We start from the raw sequence: 18,211 nt of genomic DNA on the forward strand, positions 1-18,211 counted from the left end.
GCAGTTTTGGCGACTATCGTCGTTTTGTCTTTTTAACGAGCACGCCATGACCCCACCGCGCCTTTCCATACTCACCCTGCTCCTTTCCGCCGCGCTCGGCGGCCACGCCCTCGCGGCCGACGCGCCCGCCAAACGCGCGATCACCCACGAGGACGTGTGGCTGATGAAACGGGTCGGCGCGCCGACCGCCAGCCCGGACGGCAAGTGGGCCGTGTTCGCCGTCACCGATCCGGCCTACGACAGCAAGGAGCAATGGTCGGACCTGTGGATCAAATCGCTGACCGACGACACGCCGGCGCGCCGCCTGACCTTCAGCAAAGGCGGCGAAGGCGCGCTGAACTGGTCGCCGGACAGCCGCCAGCTGGTCTTCGTGGCCAAACGCGACGGCGACGACACCGGCCAGATCTACCGCATCGACGTGGCCGGCGGCGGCGAGGCCCAGCGCCTGACCACCTTGACCCTGGGCGCGCGCCAGCCGAAGTTCAGCCCGGACGGCAAGCAACTGCTGTTCGTCAGCGATATCTTCCCCGGCGCGACCGGCGAGGACGACATCAAGAAAATCGCCAAGGAACGCAAGGACCGCAAATACAACGTGCGCGCCTACGAAAGCTTCCCGCCGCGCTTCTTCGACAAGTGGCTCGACGACAAGCAAGTGCGCCTGTTCGTGATGGAGGCGACGATCGGCGCCAAGCCGCGCGACCTGCTGTCGGGCACCAAACTGGCCGCGCTGCCGGGCTTCGGCGGCGGCCAGGGCGACGAGGGCCAGTCGCTCGACGCGATCTGGTCGCAGGACGGCCAGGCCGTGGTGTTCCCGGCCTCGACCAACCGCGACGAGGCGGCGCGCGCGGCCGGCTACACGCAAATCTTCTCGGTGCCGGCCGCCGGCGGCGAAGCGCAACAGCTGACGCGCGACAAGCACAGTTACCGCGCACTCAAGTTCAGCAAGGACGGCAAAACCTTGTTCAGCCTGACCGAGGCGGAGGAGCCGGGCAAGGTCTACGACGTCAGCCGCATCGCCAGCTTCGCCTGGCCGATCACTGATCCTTCTCCGAAGATTTTAACGGCATCGCTGGACCGCTCGATCTCGCGCTTCGTGCTGCCCGATGGCAGCAACCGCGTGGTGTTCAGCTTCGAGCACGCGGGCCTTGAGCAACTGCACTCGATCAACTACGCTGGCGGCGACTTGCGTGCCGAGCCGTCGCTGCCGACCGGTTCGATCGGTTCGCTGAACGCCGGCGGCAAGGCGGTCGTCGGCGTATGGGAATCGGCCATCAACCCGCCGGAGGTGTACGCCTTCGGCAACGGCGCGCCCAAGCGTTTGACCGCGTTCAACACCGAGCGCGCGGCCGCCATCGACTGGCAGGCGCCGGAGCACTTCTGGTTCAAGGCCAGCGACGGACGCATGATCCACAACATGATCGTCAAACCGGCCGGCTTCGACCCGGCGAAAAAATATCCGCTGTTCGCGGTGATCCACGGCGGCGCGGCCAATATGTGGCGCGACCAGTTCGTGCTGCGCTGGAACTACCACCTGCTGGCACAGCCGGGCTATGTGGTGCTGCTGACCGACTACAAGGGCTCGACCGGCTACGGCGAGGAATTCGCGCGCGCGATCCAGGGCGATCCATTGAAGGGGCCGGGCGACGAAGTCAACGAGGCGGTCGACGAGGCGGTGCGCAAGTACAGTTTCGTCGACGGCAACAAGCTGGCGGCGGGCGGCGCCAGCTATGGCGGCCACTTGGCCAACTGGCTGCAGGCGACCACCACGCGCTACAAGGCGATCGTGTCGCACGCGGGCGAGATGGATCTGGTGATGCAGTGGGGCACCAGCGACAGCATCTTCGGGCGCGAGGTCAACAGCGGCGGACCGGTGTGGGGCAATTTGCCGGTGTGGCGCGAGCAAAGCCCGGTGATGCAGGCCGGGAATCATGAGAAAGGTACGGGGTTCAAGACGCCGATTTTGATCTCGGTGGGCGAGCTGGATTATCGCGTGCCGGCCAATAATGCGCTGATGAATTTCGCGACGCAGCAGCGCTTGAATGTGCCAAGCAAACTGCTGGTGTTCCCGGACGAGAACCACTGGATTTTGAAGGGGGACAACAGCCGGTACTTCTACAGTGAAGTACACGGCTGGCTGGCGAAGTATTTGAAGTGATGCGCACGCTGTGCCGAGCGTGACCACGGAGACACGTAGGGCGGATTAGGCGGAACGCCGTAATCCGCCATGCATGCGTCATTGGCGGCGCATGCAATGGCGGATTACGCTGCGCTAATCCGCCCTACGTGTATCCCCATGTAAGCGGCTCTCCTTCTAATTGAAACTCAACCCCGTGGCACTGGTGTTGGTCAACGTCTTGGCCTTCAGGTCGATACGGAAACTATCGCTCGGCTTGCCCGAACCCAGCCCCTTCAGAATCCCGAACACCTGCTTGAACTGATACTGGAACAGCACGTTGACCGGGTTCTGATCCGACGGCAAATCGCCGATCTTCGCAATGGCCGCTGGCGATGCCGGGAACGCCGCCATCAGCACCTTGTACTGCGCCACCCGCTGCGCGCCCATGTCGCGCAACGCCAGCTCGCCCGCATACACCGTCCGGTGGAAGTCGCCATAGAACTCGTACGCGCTGATCTTGGCGAAATCATCGAGCTTCAGATTCGCCGCCGACGCCAGCTGCTCTGCCTTCGCCGTCGCCGCCGCCCAGTCCGCCGTCAACTGGCCCGCCGCCACGCCACCCTCGGCAACGGTCCCCTTGGCCGCACACGCGGCCGTCAACGGCACCACGCCCGGATTGTCCTTCAACTGCGCCAACGTCACCTTGGTCTGCAACTGCGACAGGATCAACATCTGGCGCGCATCGAGCGAGGTCGCCGCCTGCTTCATTTCGCACGGCCAGTACTCGTCCATGAACCGCAGGCGCGACAACTCGCCAAAATAGGTGCGGGTGAATTCGCCATACGAGCGGCTATCGAGAATATTGCGGTTCCAGCGCTTGGCGACGTCGCCGGTCAGCACGCTGCCCTGCAGGTAGTCGTACTCGGTCTGGTACAACGGGAACAGCTCGTTGTAGCGCGCCACGTTGTTGAGGCCAACGGTCTGCACATCGACCAGCTCCTTGCTCTGGTAGCTGACGATCTTGTACGCGGCGCCGAACACGGCCAGCGACGGCGACTGCACGTTGACCAGATAGTTGCCGGCGCCATCCTGATAATCGTTGGTGCCGTTGAAGTGCATGTGTCCGCCCATGTGCAACGGCAGGCCCGTCGCGGCCAGCGCCTTGGTGGTGGCCGCATCCGGCACGCGCGCGGTCTGGAACGCGCCCGGCTTGAACACCGCCTTCATCGCGAAGGTCTGGTTGGCGTAGAAGTCCATCGTCGGATAGTGCGAGAACGCCATCAACTGCTTGCCCTGCGCCTTGGCGCGCGCGGCCACCGACTTGATCCACTCCATTTGATGGATCTTGTGCGTGGTCACCTTGTTCCAACCGGCGTTGCCGGCGTTGTCGAAGCCGGCGAAGGCGGTCGGATTGGCCGGGTCGAACTTGCCGTTGGGGACGTGGACGTTGGCGTCGACCGCCAGCAGCCACAAGCCCTTGACCGGTTCGACCAGGTAGCTGGCGTCGATGATGTTGGTGCAGCGCGTGTAGGATTTACCCAGCTTGGTTTCGCCGGCGGCCTTGTAGCTGCCGCCCTCGCCTTCGGCGCAGATCTCGAACTGGCGCTTGTTCAGCGCGGACGAGGCCGATGCGGCGTCGAAGCTGTATTTGCCGTCGGCGTATTTGCTGAACGGTGTCTCCCAATAGACATCGGACTTGTTCGGCATGTAGCCGAAGTCGCCGAGTTTGGTGAGCAGGCGTTCGTAGCCCTGCTCGGTCAGCTGGGCGGTGCAGACCACGGTCGGGTCCTTGGCCTTGCAGGCGGCGTTGTTGGGCGCGTAGATCTTTTGTTCCTTGCCGTCGCGCGTAAGGAAGTCGTTCTTGCCGGCTTCATCGTCGTCGTACGGCTCGTTAGGGTCGTGGTTGCCCGGCGCGATGAAGAAGCGCATGCCCTTGGCCTGGTACTCGCGCAGGATGTCGGCCAGGCCGTCGATGTTGATCGGCTGGGCGTCGTCGGAGATGTCGCCCGGCAGCGCCACCAGGCGGATGTTCTTGCCATAGGCGTCGTCGAGCGCGGCGCGGAAGGCGAAATAGTTTTCGTTGAACAGACGGGTGGACGTCAGTTGCGCGTACATCGTGCGGATGGTGGCGTTCCTGCCATCCTTGGTGGGAATGCCGGAGAACTGGCTGCTTTTGAAGTCGCCGTAGATGTTCTCGAAGTGCACGTCGCTCATGAAGGCGACCGGGGTGGAGGTGTAGCCGTCGGCCGGAATGGGGTCGGTGGTCGGGACGCTATCGCTGCCGCATGCGGATAACAGCGACATCATGGCGGCGGCCGCGATCAGCGGCCGGCGGGCGTTCAAGGCATTGCGCATGCAATCTCCATCTGTCTGTATTGGGTGGTGCGCATTGTGGCACCCCGGTGTGACAGGTTGATTACATGGCGCAATGCATGCACTACCAACAGTACATCAAGCAGCCGCCATCGCCCGCGCCTGCGCCAGACCATGGAGACACGTAGGGCGGATTAGCGCGCAGCGCGTAATCGGCCATGCACGCGCCGCAGCCACCACATCACGCAGCCGCTTTGACCTCCGCAGCGACAGCCACCGCCGGCCGCCTGATCAACAAAATAACCCCGGCCGCGATCAAGCAAGCCGCCCCCGCCGCGAACAGCGCCGGGTTATACGTCAGCATCATGGTGCGCACCCTGCCCGCGCCCCAGGCCGCCACCGCCGCGCCCAACTGGTGTCCGGCGAATACCCAACCGAACACCATCCCCGCCCGCTCCTTGCCGAACGTCGAGGCCACCAACCGCACCGTCGGCGGCACGGTGGCGATCCAGTCCAAACCATAAAACATGGCAAACAACGACAAGCCGTAAAACGTGAACTCCGAATACGGCAGCCAGAACAACGACAAGCCGCGCAGACCGTAATACACAAACAGCAGCTTGCGGTTGTCGTAACGGTCCGACAGCCAGCCCGAGCCGATGGTGCCGACCAGATCGAACGCCCCCATCATCGCCAGCACCGATGCGGCAGGCACGGCGGCCAGTCCGGCGTCGCCGCACAGCGAAATGAAGTGCGTCTGGATCAGCCCATTAGTGCTCAGCCCGCAAATGAAGAAGGTGCCGAACAAGATCCAGAACACGCGGTTGCCGGCGACGCTGGCGAGCACCTTGAACGGCGTGGCGAACGTGATGTGCATAGTCGGCGTCGGCGGTGCGACTTCGGTCCCCGGCGCGGCGCCGTAGGGAGTGAGGCCCAGTTCGTTCGGCCGGTTGCGCATCAACAGCAGCACCAGCACGGCCACCACGGCGCACGCGGCGAAGACGGGAATGACGGCCATGCGCCAGCCGAAGCGTTCGATCAGCCAGGCGCCCACCGGCAGGAAAACCAGCTGGCCGGTGGCCGAACTGGCGGTGAGCATGCCCACCACCAAGCCCCGGTGACTGTCGAACCAGCGGTTGGAGACGATGGCGCTGAGCACCAGGGCGGTCATGCCCGAGCCGATGCCGAGCATGATCCCCCAGAACAGCACCAGGTGCCAGAACTGCGTCATTTGCGTGGCCAGCGCCATGCCGGCGGCCACCAGGGTCAGCGCGGTGACCACCACGTGGCGCAGGCCGAAGCGCTCCATCAGGATGGCGGCGAACGGCCCCATCAAACCGAACAGCACGAAGCGCACGGCCAAGGCGGACGAGATCTGCTCGACATCCCAGCCGAACTCGGTGGCCAGCGGCTGCAGCAGCGCGCCCGGCAGGCCGAGCGCCGCCGACGAGGTCAGCCCCGTCAGGAAGGTGACGGCGACGATCACCCACGAATAATGCAGGCCGCGCCGCCGCAGCCAGTTGGAAAGCGATAGTGCGAACATGATGCTCCTTGCAATGACTAGGGAGGCGGCATAGCGACAAGCCCGCGCTGCCGCCATTTTAGATTATGGTCATAATGAATGCAAGGAAAAGAAAGGGGCCTCGGCGGAGGCCCCTGTCAGGGGGGAGTTACAGCCAGCTACAGCTTATTTGATGCGCAGCGAGCTCTTCACGTCGGTGACGCCTTTGACATTACGGGCCACGTCAACGGCTTTGTCAGCCTCGGCCTGCGACGGCACGAAACCGCTCAGCGCCACGGAACCATTGTTGGTTTCAACCTTGACGTCCAGCGATTTGAGCGCCGGTTCGGCCATCAGTTCGGTTTTGACCTTGGTGGTGATCACGGTGTCGGCGACGGCATCCTTGGCCAGCTCGGTTTTCGATTTGGCTTCGCACGATGCCTTGTCGGTGCCGGTCATGGCGCTACAGTCGATACCGGTCTGGGCAATGTCGGCGGCATCCTTGCCGGCCTTGGCGGCGTTGACGGCCGCGACCTGCTGCGACTTGGCGGTGCTCACGCAGCTATCCTTGGCGTTGCCGTCCAGCGTGTCGCACTTTTCCTTGGCCAGGCCGTACTGGGCGTCGGCCAGTTCGATGCGGGCTTTTTCGATCGATTTTTTATCGTTCTTGTACTGCATCGTGGCGTTGGCTTCGGCCGTCGCGCGGGCCACTTTGGCCTGCTCTTCGCACACGTCCTTGGCGTTGCCGGACTGCGCGTCGCAGGCGGACTTGGCGGTCTTGTAATCGTTGGCAGCTTTATTGGTCGCTGCCTTGTAGGCCACCGAATCGTTGACCGGCGTGGCGGCGAAACTGGCGCTGGCCGCACCGGCCATGACCAGGAAGAGGAGCTTGTTCATGATGTGTCCCTTTGTTGTGGTGGTTGGTGGACACATTAAACGCCGGCGGCAGAGAAAGCTCTGTGCGGGAACGAACAGAGTTAGGGAATTGCTATTTTGTAGCCTATGAACGACGCCGGCGTGACTTCGATGTCGCTAGCGCTGCAGCGAGGCCTGGCGCATGCCCTGGCGTGCGTCCTGGCGCGCGTCCTGGTTCAGCAAGCCCTTTTGCCACAGGCTGCTCGCCTGCTCGAACAAGGGCAGTTCGGCGGCAAAGGCGTCGCCGGTTGGCGCCAGTTGCAGCCATTCCATGGTGGTGTGCGAACCGACAGCCGGGCTGGACGACGACGGTTGACGCACCTGGCGCATCCACTCGGCGACGGCGCCGTACTGTTCCGGATGGCGCTGCTGTATCCATGCCAGCGCGGCCAGATCGGCGAAGCCTTCCTCGCGGCGGGTCTGCTCCAGTTCCTGCGCTTGCGCCTGGTTATGCGGGGCGTCGTGGGAGTGCTCGGCGTGTTCCTCGAAGCCGGCCGGCATCTCGTGCCACTGGCCCTGCACGTAGCGCCAGCAGTGGCCCACTTCGTGCGCGAACATCGCCTCGATCATCAACGGCCGTTGCTCGGCCGGCACGCTCGCCAGGACGTCTTCGACGTTGGTCCTGTTGCGCATCGTCAGCACCAGCTTGCAACGCCCATCTTGAAAGCCCAGCGCCAGCGGCACGTCGGTCGGCTTGCCCGTGGGCTGGACGATGATGTCGATCGGCAGCTTGAGTTCTTTCTTGGCGTACTTCAGCATGGCCGATCCGGCGGTGAGCCAGCGGGTTTCCATGTCGGTCAACTCCGCCGCGTAAGCGAAGTTGGAGCACAACAGCAGCAGGGAGATAAGTAGGCGCGTGATCATGATTTGGTTTCCTCAAACCAACTTTATCACGATCACGGAAACTTTTATTGCCGTACGGAAGTATTTTTCTACGTAGGCAAAGTGTAACTATTTGTATGAAACGCCATTGTATGAGCGTTATAGCAACGGGGACCGGACGGCCCCCGTTAGAGGAAGGTAAGGACTTACTTCGCCAGCAGGCCTTGCGCCGTCTTGAATTCCGGGCGGATGTCGTTCGGCACGGATTTCATTTTATCCAACGCTTTCTGGACATCGGGACGGATAACGACATACTTGGTCATCATCTCCTTGGCACGCGCATAGTCGCCGGTGGCCTCGATCGTCAGGAATTCGCGGTCGAGATCTGTGACGGCGGCCTTGATTTTTTTGAAATCCACCGCGAACGTACCATCGCCGTGCGACACGAAACCGCCCTTGTCGAGAAGATAATTCACCTGGATCGCCATGCCGCGCGCGTGCGAATCGGTCAGGCCGAAGTGCAGGGTGCGGAAGGCCGACGCCAGGAAGGTCGTGTACAGCTTGCGCTCCGCCGCCTCGCCCTGCCCCAGGGTGCCGGCCAGTTGGCCCTTGTCCATCATGTAGGCGAGCACGTACAGGCCGGTGATGTCGGCCTTGGCTTCCTCGATGGTCGAATAGGCTTCCTTCAGGTCCTGGCGCGGCGTCGATTCCTTGCCGTCGACCTTGGTGACGTGCGGCCCCAGGCCGTGCGTGATTTCGTGCGCGAGGATGTGCGTGAAGAACGAGTCGAAATCGACATCCTTCTCGTCGGCCGGCTTGAGCACCAGCTTGGAGATCGGCGTCAACGTCGATTTGAACTTGGCTTGCTGCACGTTCTTGAGCATCACGCGCTTGGAGCCGCGCTGGCTGATGATGCGCTCGTCGTTGGGCAGGTTGTAGGCGGCCGTCTGCACGCCCATGTTGCCGTCGCCGGCGCCGTACACCTGGTTGACCACCACCATCGGCGCGATGGCGCCGACCTTGGGATTACGGTACTGCGCGTCGAGCGGCAGATTATCCTCCAGCTCCTGCATGTGCTTGGCGAAGAAGTCGAGCTTTTGCGTCTCCTTCTGGTCGCGGATATTGACGTAAGCCTCGAACGCGGCCTTGTAGCCGAACAGCTCGTCGTTATAGGTCTCGTACGGGCCGATGGTGACATCGACCGGCGCATCCAAGTCCATCCAGGCGAAGTCGGAGGCGAGGTAATCATTGCTCAGGAAAGCGTCGGCGCGCAGCTCGAGGAACTTCTTCAGCGACGCGTTGTCGGTCTCGGCGGCGGCTTGCTTGAGCAGGGCTGCGGCCTGCTGCAGTTCGGCCTTGTACTCGTCCGAGTATTTGACGGTGGTGAACTGGCCGTCGGCATTGCGGCGTATCGTCGTGAAGAACCACTGCGCCTGTTCCTTGTCGATGGCCGGCAAGGCGTTCATCCAGGTTTCCAGCTGCGCCTTGCTGGCGTCGGCCGGATAGAAGTTGCCCCCCTCGGGCTTCTTGGCCGGAATCTTGATGCCGTCGATCTCGGCCGGCAGGAAGGATTCGTGGCTGTCGAGGATAGACCACGGCCCCTTGTTAAGCCAGAAGTAGCTCAGACGCGCCTGGCCCAGCGGCGTCTTGTCCTTCTTCAGCGCGGCCCACAGCGCCTCGTTGCCGGACCAGCGCTGGCGCAGTTGCAGCACGTCGATGATCTTGGCCGCTTCGATCAGTTTGACGATGGCCTTTTTGTCGCCGGCGGAGAGTTTGCTGGTGTCGGCGGTCAGCGCGATCGGCGCGTACCGCTTGCTCATTTTGTTCAAGTCGGCCACGTCGGCTGGCGCGGCGTAGGCGGCGGCGCAGGCGAGCGCCAACGCCAATGGGAGCAGGATTTTTTTCATTCGAACCTCGGGTGGAGTGAGGGTCACATTGTAATCCAGCCGGGCAGCTGGCCGCGCTACTTCGAGGCCTTGTCGGCGGCGGCGGACGTCGACGCCCCGACCGCGCCGGCCACCCGCGTGGCGCGCATCGCCCGCCCGTCCTGATGCAGCACCAGCGCCGCCGCCGCGCCGTCGGCGTCGGGCTCGAACTGCAGTTCGGCGGCCACCACATCCCAGGCGAAGCGTCCGGCCTTGCCCGGCACCGGAAACACCGGCAGCAGCGGCTGTTGGTCCAGACGAGCCCACAACTGCCCGTCGATCGCGCGCACGTCGAAGTCCAGCTTGGGCGCACCGTCGCCGCCGGTCAGATAATGTCCCGTGTAGCGTTGCGCCGTGAGGGCGGCGTCGGTGGCGACGGCCGGCGACGGCTCGTCCGTGCGGCGCGCGGGGATCTCGCCGCCGTGCTGGCGCAGCACCATGCTTGCCACTTTGCCGTTCTCGCGTCCGAAGGCGAACTCGGCGCCAAATTGCGGCAACGTGAAAACGTCCGGCGCCGCCGGCGTCATCGCGGTATAGGGCTGCCCCGTCATGCGGCCGTACAGCTTGCCGTCCTGGACCACGAAGGTGAAGGCGATCCTGGCATCGGCGCGGAACACGCCGGCGTATTGCGGCAGCGCCGCCGCGTCCAGCGCGATACTGGTGTCGCCGACCTTGTAGCGCGCGGCCAGCACGTTGGCGCCGAAGGAATCGGCCTGCGCCTCGGCGTTGCTGACCATGACGATCGCCGCCTGCCCGACATCAGGCATCATCAGCAACTGGGTGCGAAAACCGCCGGTGCCGCCGCTGTGAAAATAAGTGCGCCGCTCCGGCGGGCCGCGCATGATCAGCGCGTAGCCGATCTGCGCGCCGTTCATCGACCCCAGTGGCTGCAGCACCCGCTCGGCGGCGGCGCCCAGCGGCCCACCGCGCCCCGCCATCAAAGCGCGGCCGAACGTCAGCATATCCGGCGCCGTGGAGCGCAGCGAGCCGGCGCCGGCGAAGGCGTCGAAGTCCCACAGCGAGGCGGCCTTGTCACCGCTGAACGGCGGGGCCATGCGCCCCAACCCGTCCGCCTTCCGTTCCGGCAGATGCTGGAAAGTGCTGGCCATGCCCAACGGCGTGGCGATGCGATCGATGACCAGCTTTTCCCACGTGCGACCATAGCGCAGCGACAGCACTTCGCCCAACACGGCGAAGCCGAAATTGCTGTACTCGGCCTCGCACGGCGCCCGCTTTGGCTTGAGCGCCGACAGCTCGGCCAGCATCATCGTGCGGGTATAGCCGGGATAGGGATTGGCCGCGTTCAGATCGGGGAAATTGGCGGGCATCCTCGGCAGGCAGGAAGTGTGCGTGACCAGCTGGCGCAGCGTGATCGCCGCCACTTCCGGCTTCAGTTTGAGCGCGCGGGCCTGCGCCGCGCCCAGCGACGCTGGCAGCAGTTTGCCGAGCGTATCGTCGAGTGCCAGATCCCCGCGTTCAACCGCCTGCGCCAGCAGCAGGCCGGTGAACACCTTGGAGATCGAACCTATTTCAAACAATTGGAACGCGCCGTCCGGCTGGCGCTCGGCGGCCCCGCCGACGGCGGCGCGGCGCACCTCGGCGTAGAACCTCTTATCGTCGTGCCACAGCCCCACGGCGGCCGCGCCGGGACGCCCGCCCAGCACCGAGCGCGCGACGGCTTCGGGCTCGCTCTCCATGCTCAAAGGCGCCGAAGCGGCAAGTGCGCACATCGGCACGCAAAAAACCAGCAGACCAACCAAGGTTTTGAACACGGAGGCTCCCCTATCAAGTGAAGCCGCAGCATACGCTTTTTACAATGTCAAAATACTCACGGATTGTCACTACCAGGCCCGGTACACCTGCCCCGTTTGCGCGCCATCGACACTGCGCGCATACGCCAGCGCGGCGCGCTTGCCGGCGATCGGTTCGAAGCCGATAAACAAGGGGCCGAACACCGGCATCGACTCCTCCAGCACCGTCGGGCTGACGACGTTGATGCGCAGCCCGCGCGGCAGCTCGATCGCCGCGCCGCGCACGAAGCCCACCACGGCCGCATTGGCCGTGCTGGCCGCCACCGCGCCGCGTATCGGATGATCGGTATCGACGCCGCTGGTGAGCGTGATCGAGCCGCCGTCGTTCAGATAGTCGCGCGCCACCAGCGCCACGTTCACCTGCCCCATCAACTTGCTGTTCAGGCCCACGTGGAAATGCTCCGGCGTGAGCTCGTCGAACGGCCCGACGTGCAGCGCGCCGGCGGCCACCACCACCGCGTCTACCTTGCCGACCCGCGCGAACACCGCCCGCACCTGGCCGATGTCCGCGATATCGGCCTGATATCGGCCGCTGCGCGTACCCACGCCGACGATGTCATGCCGTTGTCCCAGTTGTTCGACGACGGCGGAACCGATGGTGCCCGCCGCACCAATCACGATCACTTTCATGGCAGCCCCTTTACCAGGCACGATAGACTTGGCCGGTCTGGGCGCCATCGACGCTGCGCGCGTACGACAGCGCCACGCGCTTGCCTGCCGCGGGTTCGAAACCGATGAAGAACGGGCCATAGCTGCCCATCGATTCCTCCAGCACCGTGGGGCTGACGGCGTTGATGCGCAGACCGCGCGGCAACTCGATGGCTGCGGCGCGCACGAAGCCTTCCACCGCCGCGTTGACCATCGTCGCGCTGGCGCCGTTGCGGATCGGCTGCTCGGCCACGATACCGCTGGTGAGCGTGATCGAACCGCCGTCGTTCAAATATTCGCGCGCCACCAGCGCCACATTCACCTGCCCCATCAACTTGCTGTCCAGGCCCACGTGGAACTGCTCCGGCGTGAAGTCGGCCAGCGGGCCGAAATGCAGCGAGCCGGCGGCCACCACCACCGCGTCGACCTTGCCGATTTGTTCGAACGCCGCCCGCACCCGGGCGATGTCGGTGAAGTCGGCCCGATACTGGCCGCTGCCCGCGCCCACCGTCACGATCTGGTGACGCTTGCCCAATTCCTCCACCACCGATTTGCCCACCGTGCCCGAGGCACCGATAACGACGACTTTCATGATCCACTCCTTGTCTGGTTAAGTGCAACCAGTATCGCGGCGATCGCGCCATGAATAAATGAGCTAAGATTAAGTTCATTACAAACGGATGGTTAGCAATCATGGACAAGCTGCGCAGCATGGAGATTTTTGTCGCGGTGGTCGACGCCGGCAATTTCACGGCCGCCGCCGACAACTTCAAGATCTCCCCCGTCATGGTCGGCAAGCACATCGCGCAGCTGGAAGCGACGCTCGGCGCGCGCCTGCTGACCCGGACGACACGCCGCCAAAGCCTGACCGAGATCGGCGCACAGTACGTCGAGCGATGCCGGGCCATCCTGGCGCAGATCGCCGCCGCCGAAACCGGCGCCGAAGCGATGCGCAGCGTGCCGCGCGGACGGCTCAAGGTCACCGCGCCGGTGTCCTTCGGCACCGAATGGATCGCGCCGGCGATGACGGACTACCTGCGCCGGCATCCCGAGGTGAGTCTGGATTTGAGTTTGAGCGACCGCACGGTCGATCTGGTGGAGGAAGGATATGACGCCGCGATCCGCATCGGCCGGCTGGAGGATTCGACGATGGTGGCGCGGCCGCTGTTCGACTACGCGATGGCGATTTGCGCCAGTCCCGCGTACCTGGAAAAGCACGGAACGCCGCAAACGCCGGACGACCTTGCGCGGCACGAGTGCCTGGATTTCATGGCGTGGTCGCTCAATATGCGCTGGCGCCTGCAGGGGCAAACAGCCAACCGCAACATCGAGGCCAGCCGCTTCCGCGCCAACAACGGCCAGGCCTTGCGCATGGCCGCGCTACAGGATTTTGGATTGGTGATGCAGGCGGAGGTGCTGCTGGCGCAGGACATCGCCGCCGGCCGGCTGGTGCCGGTGCTGTGCGACTACATGCCGACAGCGCGTCCGATGAACCTGGTCTACCCGCGCGACAGGCAAGCCACGCCGAAGCTGACGACGTTCATCGACTTCATCGTCGAAAGATTCGGCCCAACCTGGACCCCGGCCACCACACAAAAAAATCCAACGGAAACACGTAGGGCGGATTAGGCGGAACGCCGTAATCGGCCATGCAAGAGTCGCCGACGGCGCATGCATGGCCGATTACGCGGTTCCCGCTAATCCGCCCTACGTGTCTCCGTGATTCCCAAACGCTCAGGACCAGCGGCGCACCGCCGCTGGCCTCATCGCGTAACCGTAAAAACTTAATTGGCCACCGCCGCCAGCCGCTCCGACGGCTGCCAGCCCGCGCCCAGCGCGCGCGCCACCGACACGGCCGCCAGCAAACGCTGCGTATTGATCTGCACCGCCGCCCGATCGGCCGTCAGCGCGCTGCGCTGCGCATCCGTCACATCCAGATAGGTCGACACGCCACGCTCGTAGCGGGCACGCGCCACCAGATACCCGCGCGCCGCCGCCACCTGCGATGCCGACTGCGCCTCGCCCTGCAACTGGCGCTGCTGCACATCCGACAGCGCATCCTCCACCTCGCGCAAGGCCGTCAGCAGCGTGGTCTGGTGATTGGCCAGCGCCTCCTCGTAGCGCGCCTTGGCGATCGCCAGATTGGCCTTGTTGCGGCCACCGTCGAAGATCGGCAGCGACAGCGCAAGCGGGCCGGCGCTGAACTGGCGCGCACTGCCCTCGCCCAGCTTGCGCAGGCTCTCCGACGCGTAACCGAAATTGCCGGTCAATGTCAGCGTCGGATAGAACGCGCCTTCGGCCACGCCGATCTGCGCGTTGGCCGCGCGCAGGTTCGCCACGCTGCCCGCCAGGTCCGGACGCTGCGCCAGCAGGCTGGCCGGCAGGCCGACCGGAATCGCCGGCGGCTGCGGCAGCACGGCCGGATTCGTGTTGGCCGCCGTCAGCATCGCCGACGGCGAAGCGCCGACCAGGGTCGCCAGGCTATGTTCCAGCAGGTTGCGCTGACGCTGCACTTCCTGCAGATCGGATTTGGCGTTCGCATACTCGATGCGCGCGCGCGATACATCCAGCTCGTTCGACAGGCCGGCGTCGAAGCGGGCCGTCACCAGTTCCTCGCTCTCGCGGCGCGTATCGAGCGCGCCCTTCAGGATCGCGATCTCGGCATCCAGGCCGCGCAACTGCCAGTAGGTCGTCGCCAGCTGCGACGACAGCACCAGCAGCACGCCGTCGCGGTCCGCCTCGGCCACCAGCGCCTGCGCGTCCGACGCCTCCACCAGGCGGCGCACGCGGCCCAGCAGATCGAGCTCGTACGACATCGACGCGCCGACCGTGTAATTGTTACCCTTGATCGAACGGCCGCCCAGCGCCAGCCCCTGCGATGTCTCCGCCGAGGTGCGCGAGTTGGCCACCGAGGTGTTCACGCTCAGCGACGGCTGCTGGCTGGCGCGGCTCACGCCGGCCTGCTCCAGCGCCTGCACCAACCGCTGCGCGGCCGCCTTCACGCTCGGGTTGTCGCGCAGCGCGGTTTGTTCCAGACCGTTCAAGGTCTCGTCGTTGAACACCGTCCACCACTGCGCCGGCAGATGCGCCTCGCTGGCGCCGGCCTGCGGCAGATGGCGGAACGACGCGTCCGCGACGTTTTTCGGTGCGGTGAAATCGCTGCCGACGGTGGCGCAGCCGCTGACAGCCAACGTGACGGAGACAGCGAGCGTCAGGCGCTTCAAAGCTGAATTGAACATGGTGTTACCTCACAAATTAGTTAGTGTTAGCGCGCGCATCGATTTAGTGCGCACCGCCGCCGCCACCGCCCGAAGGGGCTTTGACTTTATCCGAGAACCACAGCACGCCGATGCAGGCGAACAGCACCATCGCCACCAGGAAGAAACCGTCGTTGTAGGCCATCACAAAGGACTCCCGCCGCACGATGCCGTCGACCGCCTTGAGGGCCATGTCGGACGCCGTGCTGGGGTCCATGCCCTGGCCGATGAACGATTGCGTCAACGCCGCCAGACGCTCCTGCGTGGCCAACGCGAAGTTGGTCACCGACTCGCCGATGCGCTGCGAATGGAAATGCTCGCGCGTCGTCAGCGCCGTCGCCAGCAGGGCGATACCGATCGAGCCACCCAGGTTGCGGGTCATGTTGATCAGGCTCGATGCCGACGGCATGTCTTTCGGCTGGATGCCGTTCATGGCGAAGTTCGACAGGGTCAACATCACGAAAGGCTGGCCCAGCGCCCGCACCACCTGCGACCACAGTAACTGGTCGTAGCCGGTGGTGGCGTCCATATAGGCGTTCATCAGGCACGAGCCGCCGAACAGCAGCAGCCCGAAACTGCACAGGATGCGGTTGTCGATCTTGGACGACAGCTTGGCCACGAACGGCATGATGAACAGCTGCGGCAGTCCTGACCACATGATCACTTCACCGATCTGCATCGGCGAGTAGCCGGCTATCTGCCCCAGGTACAGCGGCAGCAGGAACGACGAACCGTACAAGCCCATGCCCATCGCCATCGACAGCGCGGTGGCGGCGGCGAAATTGCGCTTGCCGTACAGCCCCAGGTTGACGAAGGGCTGCGGGCGCAGCGCGCTGTTGACCACCCAGCCAAGCAGGCCGACGATGGACATCGCCGCGAAGGTGATGATGAAGGACGAATCGAACCAGTCCTTGCTATTGCCCTCTTCCAGGAAGATCGTCAGGCTGCCCAGGCCCACGGCCATGAAGACGATGCCCAGCCAGTCGGCGGTCAGCAACAGCGACGGTTGCGACTTTTCCTTTTCCAGTCCCAGCCCGATACCGGCGATCAGCAGCAGGCCGGGCACCCAGTTGATGAAGAAGATCGACGGCCAGCCGTAGATTTCGCTCAGATAGCCGCCCAGGGTCGGGCCCATCGACGGCGCCAGGGTTGCGGTCAGGCCGAAGATGGCCATGCCGGTGGCGCGCTTCGATGGCGGCAGCAGCGTCATCACGATGGTCATCGCCATCGGGATCAGCGCGCCGCCGGTGAAGCCCTGCAGCATGCGGAAGGCGATCATGCTCTCGAGGTTCCACGCGAAGCCGCACAAGGTGGAGAACACCAGGAACAGCGCGGTGGTGCCGATCATGTAATTGCGCAGGCCGAAAACGCGCGTCAGCAGGCCGGTCATCGGGATGATGATGATCTCCGCCACCAGGTAGGCGGTGGCGATCCACGAGCCCTCTTCCTGCGTGGCCGACAGCGCGCCGAGAATATCCTTGAGCGAAGAATTGGTGATCTGGATGTCGAGCACCGCCATGAAGGCGCCCATCATGCCGGCGGCGACGGCCATCCAGGTGCGGGCGGAGACCTTCTCGCTCGGCATGACCGGTGCTTGTGGAGGGGCGAGCGGCTTCCCGCCGCCCGGCGTATCGATCGTGGTGCTGGCCATGGAGTGGCTCCTTAGTGCGCCGCGACTTTGGACGGTGCCGCGGCATGCGCCTTGGCGTCATCCTTCTGCTTCAACGACACTTCGGCGATCGCCGACATGCCCGGCACCAGGCGGCCGTTCAAGGCCTTGATGTCCTCCGGCTTGAACACGATCTTGACCGGCACGCGCTGGACGATCTTGGTGAAGTTACCGGTCGCGTTATCGGCCGGCAGCAGCGCGAACTGCGCACCCGACGCCGGCGCGAAGCTCTCGACGGTGCCGATCAATTCCTTGCCCGGCATCGCGTCGATGCTCACCGTGACTTCCTGGCCCTTTTGCAGTTCGGCCAACTGGGTTTCCTTGAAGTTCGCGGTCAGCCACACGTTGTCCTGCACGATGGCGGCGATCTGCTGGCCCGGCTGCAGGCGCTGGCCCACCTCGATCGTGCGCTTGCCGATACGGCCGCCGACCGGCGCCAGGATCCGGTTGTACGCCAGCTGCTGCTGCGCGTCCTTGAGCTGCACGCGCAGCACGTCCACCTGCGCCTTGAGCACGTCGCGCGCCGAACGGGCGGCCGCGATCTGCGCCTTGGCGGCCGAAGCGCTGTCCTTGCGGGCTGCCAGGTCGGCGATGGCGCTGGCGCGGCCGGCGACGGCGGTGTCCAGTTCCGATTTCGAGACGGCCTTCATCTGGCTGTTATACAGCTGGCCGTAACGCTCGGCGTCCTGGTTGGCGCGCACCAACTGGGCCTGCGACTGCGCCACCTGCGCGGCCGAGGCGCTGGCCTGGGCCTGGGTCTGGACGATCTGCGCCTCGGACTGCACCACCTGCTGCTCGGCGCTGGCGATCTGCGCCCGGATCTGCTCCACTCGCACGCCCTGGTCGAACGGATCGAGTTCGGCGATCACGTCGCCCTCGCGCACAATCTGGTTATCGTCGATCAGCACCTTGGTGACCACGCCGGAAATGCGCGACGACACCGGCGTGACGTGGCCGGCCACGTAGGCGTTTTCCGTCTCGACGAAGTAATGACTGCGGTACCACATGCGTCCGCCGGCGGCCAGGGCGGCGATGGCGATCAGGCCGGCGATGACCAGCACCTTGCGGTTCGGCTTGGCCGGGCCGGCAGGCGCGGCGGCTGCGGGAGCGCCGGCGGCCTGTGCTGGTGGCACGGCGCTGAGCACTTTTTGTTGTTCTTGTGGATTGGACATGTGTTGCTCCGCGAAAATGAAATGGAATAAGGTCATTATTCGCCTGTTCAATTCCAAAGTCA

13 protein-coding genes are annotated in these 18,211 nt (G+C 64.6%); 2 read left to right on the forward strand and 11 right to left on the reverse strand.

What is annotated here, in order from left to right:
* Positions 1 to 46: 46 nt before the first annotated feature.
* Positions 47 to 2,155 carry a dipeptidyl-peptidase 5 gene (locus AC07P1_RS04640; protein WP_494694701.1) on the forward strand — a complete coding sequence of 703 codons (2,109 nt, stop codon included), beginning with the start codon at positions 47 to 49 and terminating at the stop codon, positions 2,153 to 2,155.
* A gap of 156 nt (positions 2,156 to 2,311) precedes the next feature.
* Here AC07P1_RS04640 and AC07P1_RS04645 read toward each other — a convergent pair whose 3' ends face one another.
* The 8 genes from AC07P1_RS04645 to AC07P1_RS04680 all read right to left on the reverse strand — a co-directional run bounded on the left by AC07P1_RS04645 (position 2,312) and on the right by AC07P1_RS04680 (position 12,643).
* Positions 2,312 to 4,471: a metallophosphoesterase gene (locus tag AC07P1_RS04645; RefSeq protein ID WP_494694702.1), complete on the reverse strand. Its 2,160-nt coding sequence runs from the start codon at positions 4,469 to 4,471 to the stop codon at positions 2,312 to 2,314.
* Positions 4,472 to 4,670: 199 nt separating this feature from the next.
* A complete protein-coding gene (locus AC07P1_RS04650) occupies positions 4,671 to 5,972 on the reverse strand; it encodes an MFS transporter (protein ID WP_494694703.1) in 1,302 nt (433 codons plus the stop codon).
* 144 nt (positions 5,973 to 6,116) lie between these two features.
* The gene (locus AC07P1_RS04655; RefSeq protein ID WP_494694704.1) at positions 6,117 to 6,827 is read right to left on the reverse strand and encodes a BON domain-containing protein; all 711 of its coding nucleotides are present in this window, start codon (positions 6,825 to 6,827) and stop codon (positions 6,117 to 6,119) included.
* Between the two features lie 135 nt (positions 6,828 to 6,962).
* A complete protein-coding gene (locus AC07P1_RS04660) occupies positions 6,963 to 7,709 on the reverse strand; it encodes a hypothetical protein (protein ID WP_494694705.1) in 747 nt (248 codons plus the stop codon).
* 164 nt (positions 7,710 to 7,873) lie between these two features.
* Complete coding sequence (locus AC07P1_RS04665; RefSeq protein ID WP_494694706.1) at positions 7,874 to 9,574, reverse strand: DUF8614 domain-containing protein; 1,701 nt, start codon at positions 9,572 to 9,574, stop codon at positions 7,874 to 7,876.
* A gap of 56 nt (positions 9,575 to 9,630) precedes the next feature.
* Complete coding sequence (locus tag AC07P1_RS04670) at positions 9,631 to 11,364, reverse strand: serine hydrolase domain-containing protein (RefSeq protein WP_494694707.1); 1,734 nt, start codon at positions 11,362 to 11,364, stop codon at positions 9,631 to 9,633.
* A gap of 69 nt (positions 11,365 to 11,433) precedes the next feature.
* Positions 11,434 to 12,033: a short chain dehydrogenase gene (locus AC07P1_RS04675; RefSeq protein ID WP_494694708.1), complete on the reverse strand. Its 600-nt coding sequence runs from the start codon at positions 12,031 to 12,033 to the stop codon at positions 11,434 to 11,436.
* 10 nt (positions 12,034 to 12,043) lie between these two features.
* Positions 12,044 to 12,643 carry a short chain dehydrogenase gene (locus AC07P1_RS04680; protein WP_494694709.1) on the reverse strand — a complete coding sequence of 200 codons (600 nt, stop codon included), beginning with the start codon at positions 12,641 to 12,643 and terminating at the stop codon, positions 12,044 to 12,046.
* Between the two features lie 101 nt (positions 12,644 to 12,744).
* On the opposite strand from AC07P1_RS04680, the gene AC07P1_RS04685 reads away from it, so the two are divergent.
* Positions 12,745 to 13,680 carry a LysR family transcriptional regulator gene (locus AC07P1_RS04685; protein ID WP_494694710.1) on the forward strand — a complete coding sequence of 312 codons (936 nt, stop codon included), beginning with the start codon at positions 12,745 to 12,747 and terminating at the stop codon, positions 13,678 to 13,680.
* Positions 13,681 to 13,835: 155 nt separating this feature from the next.
* Here the strand turns inward: AC07P1_RS04685 and AC07P1_RS04690 are convergent, their stop codons facing one another.
* From AC07P1_RS04690 to AC07P1_RS04700, 3 genes are read right to left on the reverse strand one after another with little or no spacing between them, the layout of a single operon-like run.
* The gene (locus tag AC07P1_RS04690; RefSeq protein ID WP_494694711.1) at positions 13,836 to 15,290 is read right to left on the reverse strand and encodes an efflux transporter outer membrane subunit; all 1,455 of its coding nucleotides are present in this window, start codon (positions 15,288 to 15,290) and stop codon (positions 13,836 to 13,838) included.
* A 43-nt stretch (positions 15,291 to 15,333) separates the two neighbouring features.
* The gene (locus tag AC07P1_RS04695; protein ID WP_494694712.1) at positions 15,334 to 16,959 is read right to left on the reverse strand and encodes a DHA2 family efflux MFS transporter permease subunit; all 1,626 of its coding nucleotides are present in this window, start codon (positions 16,957 to 16,959) and stop codon (positions 15,334 to 15,336) included.
* 11 nt (positions 16,960 to 16,970) lie between these two features.
* Positions 16,971 to 18,149, reverse strand: coding sequence for an HlyD family secretion protein (locus tag AC07P1_RS04700; protein ID WP_494694713.1), 1,179 nt, complete (start codon positions 18,147 to 18,149; stop codon positions 16,971 to 16,973).
* Positions 18,150 to 18,211 lie beyond the last annotated feature (62 nt).

It is taken from the genome of Duganella sp. GW821-FHT07F09 (genome assembly GCF_059418705.1).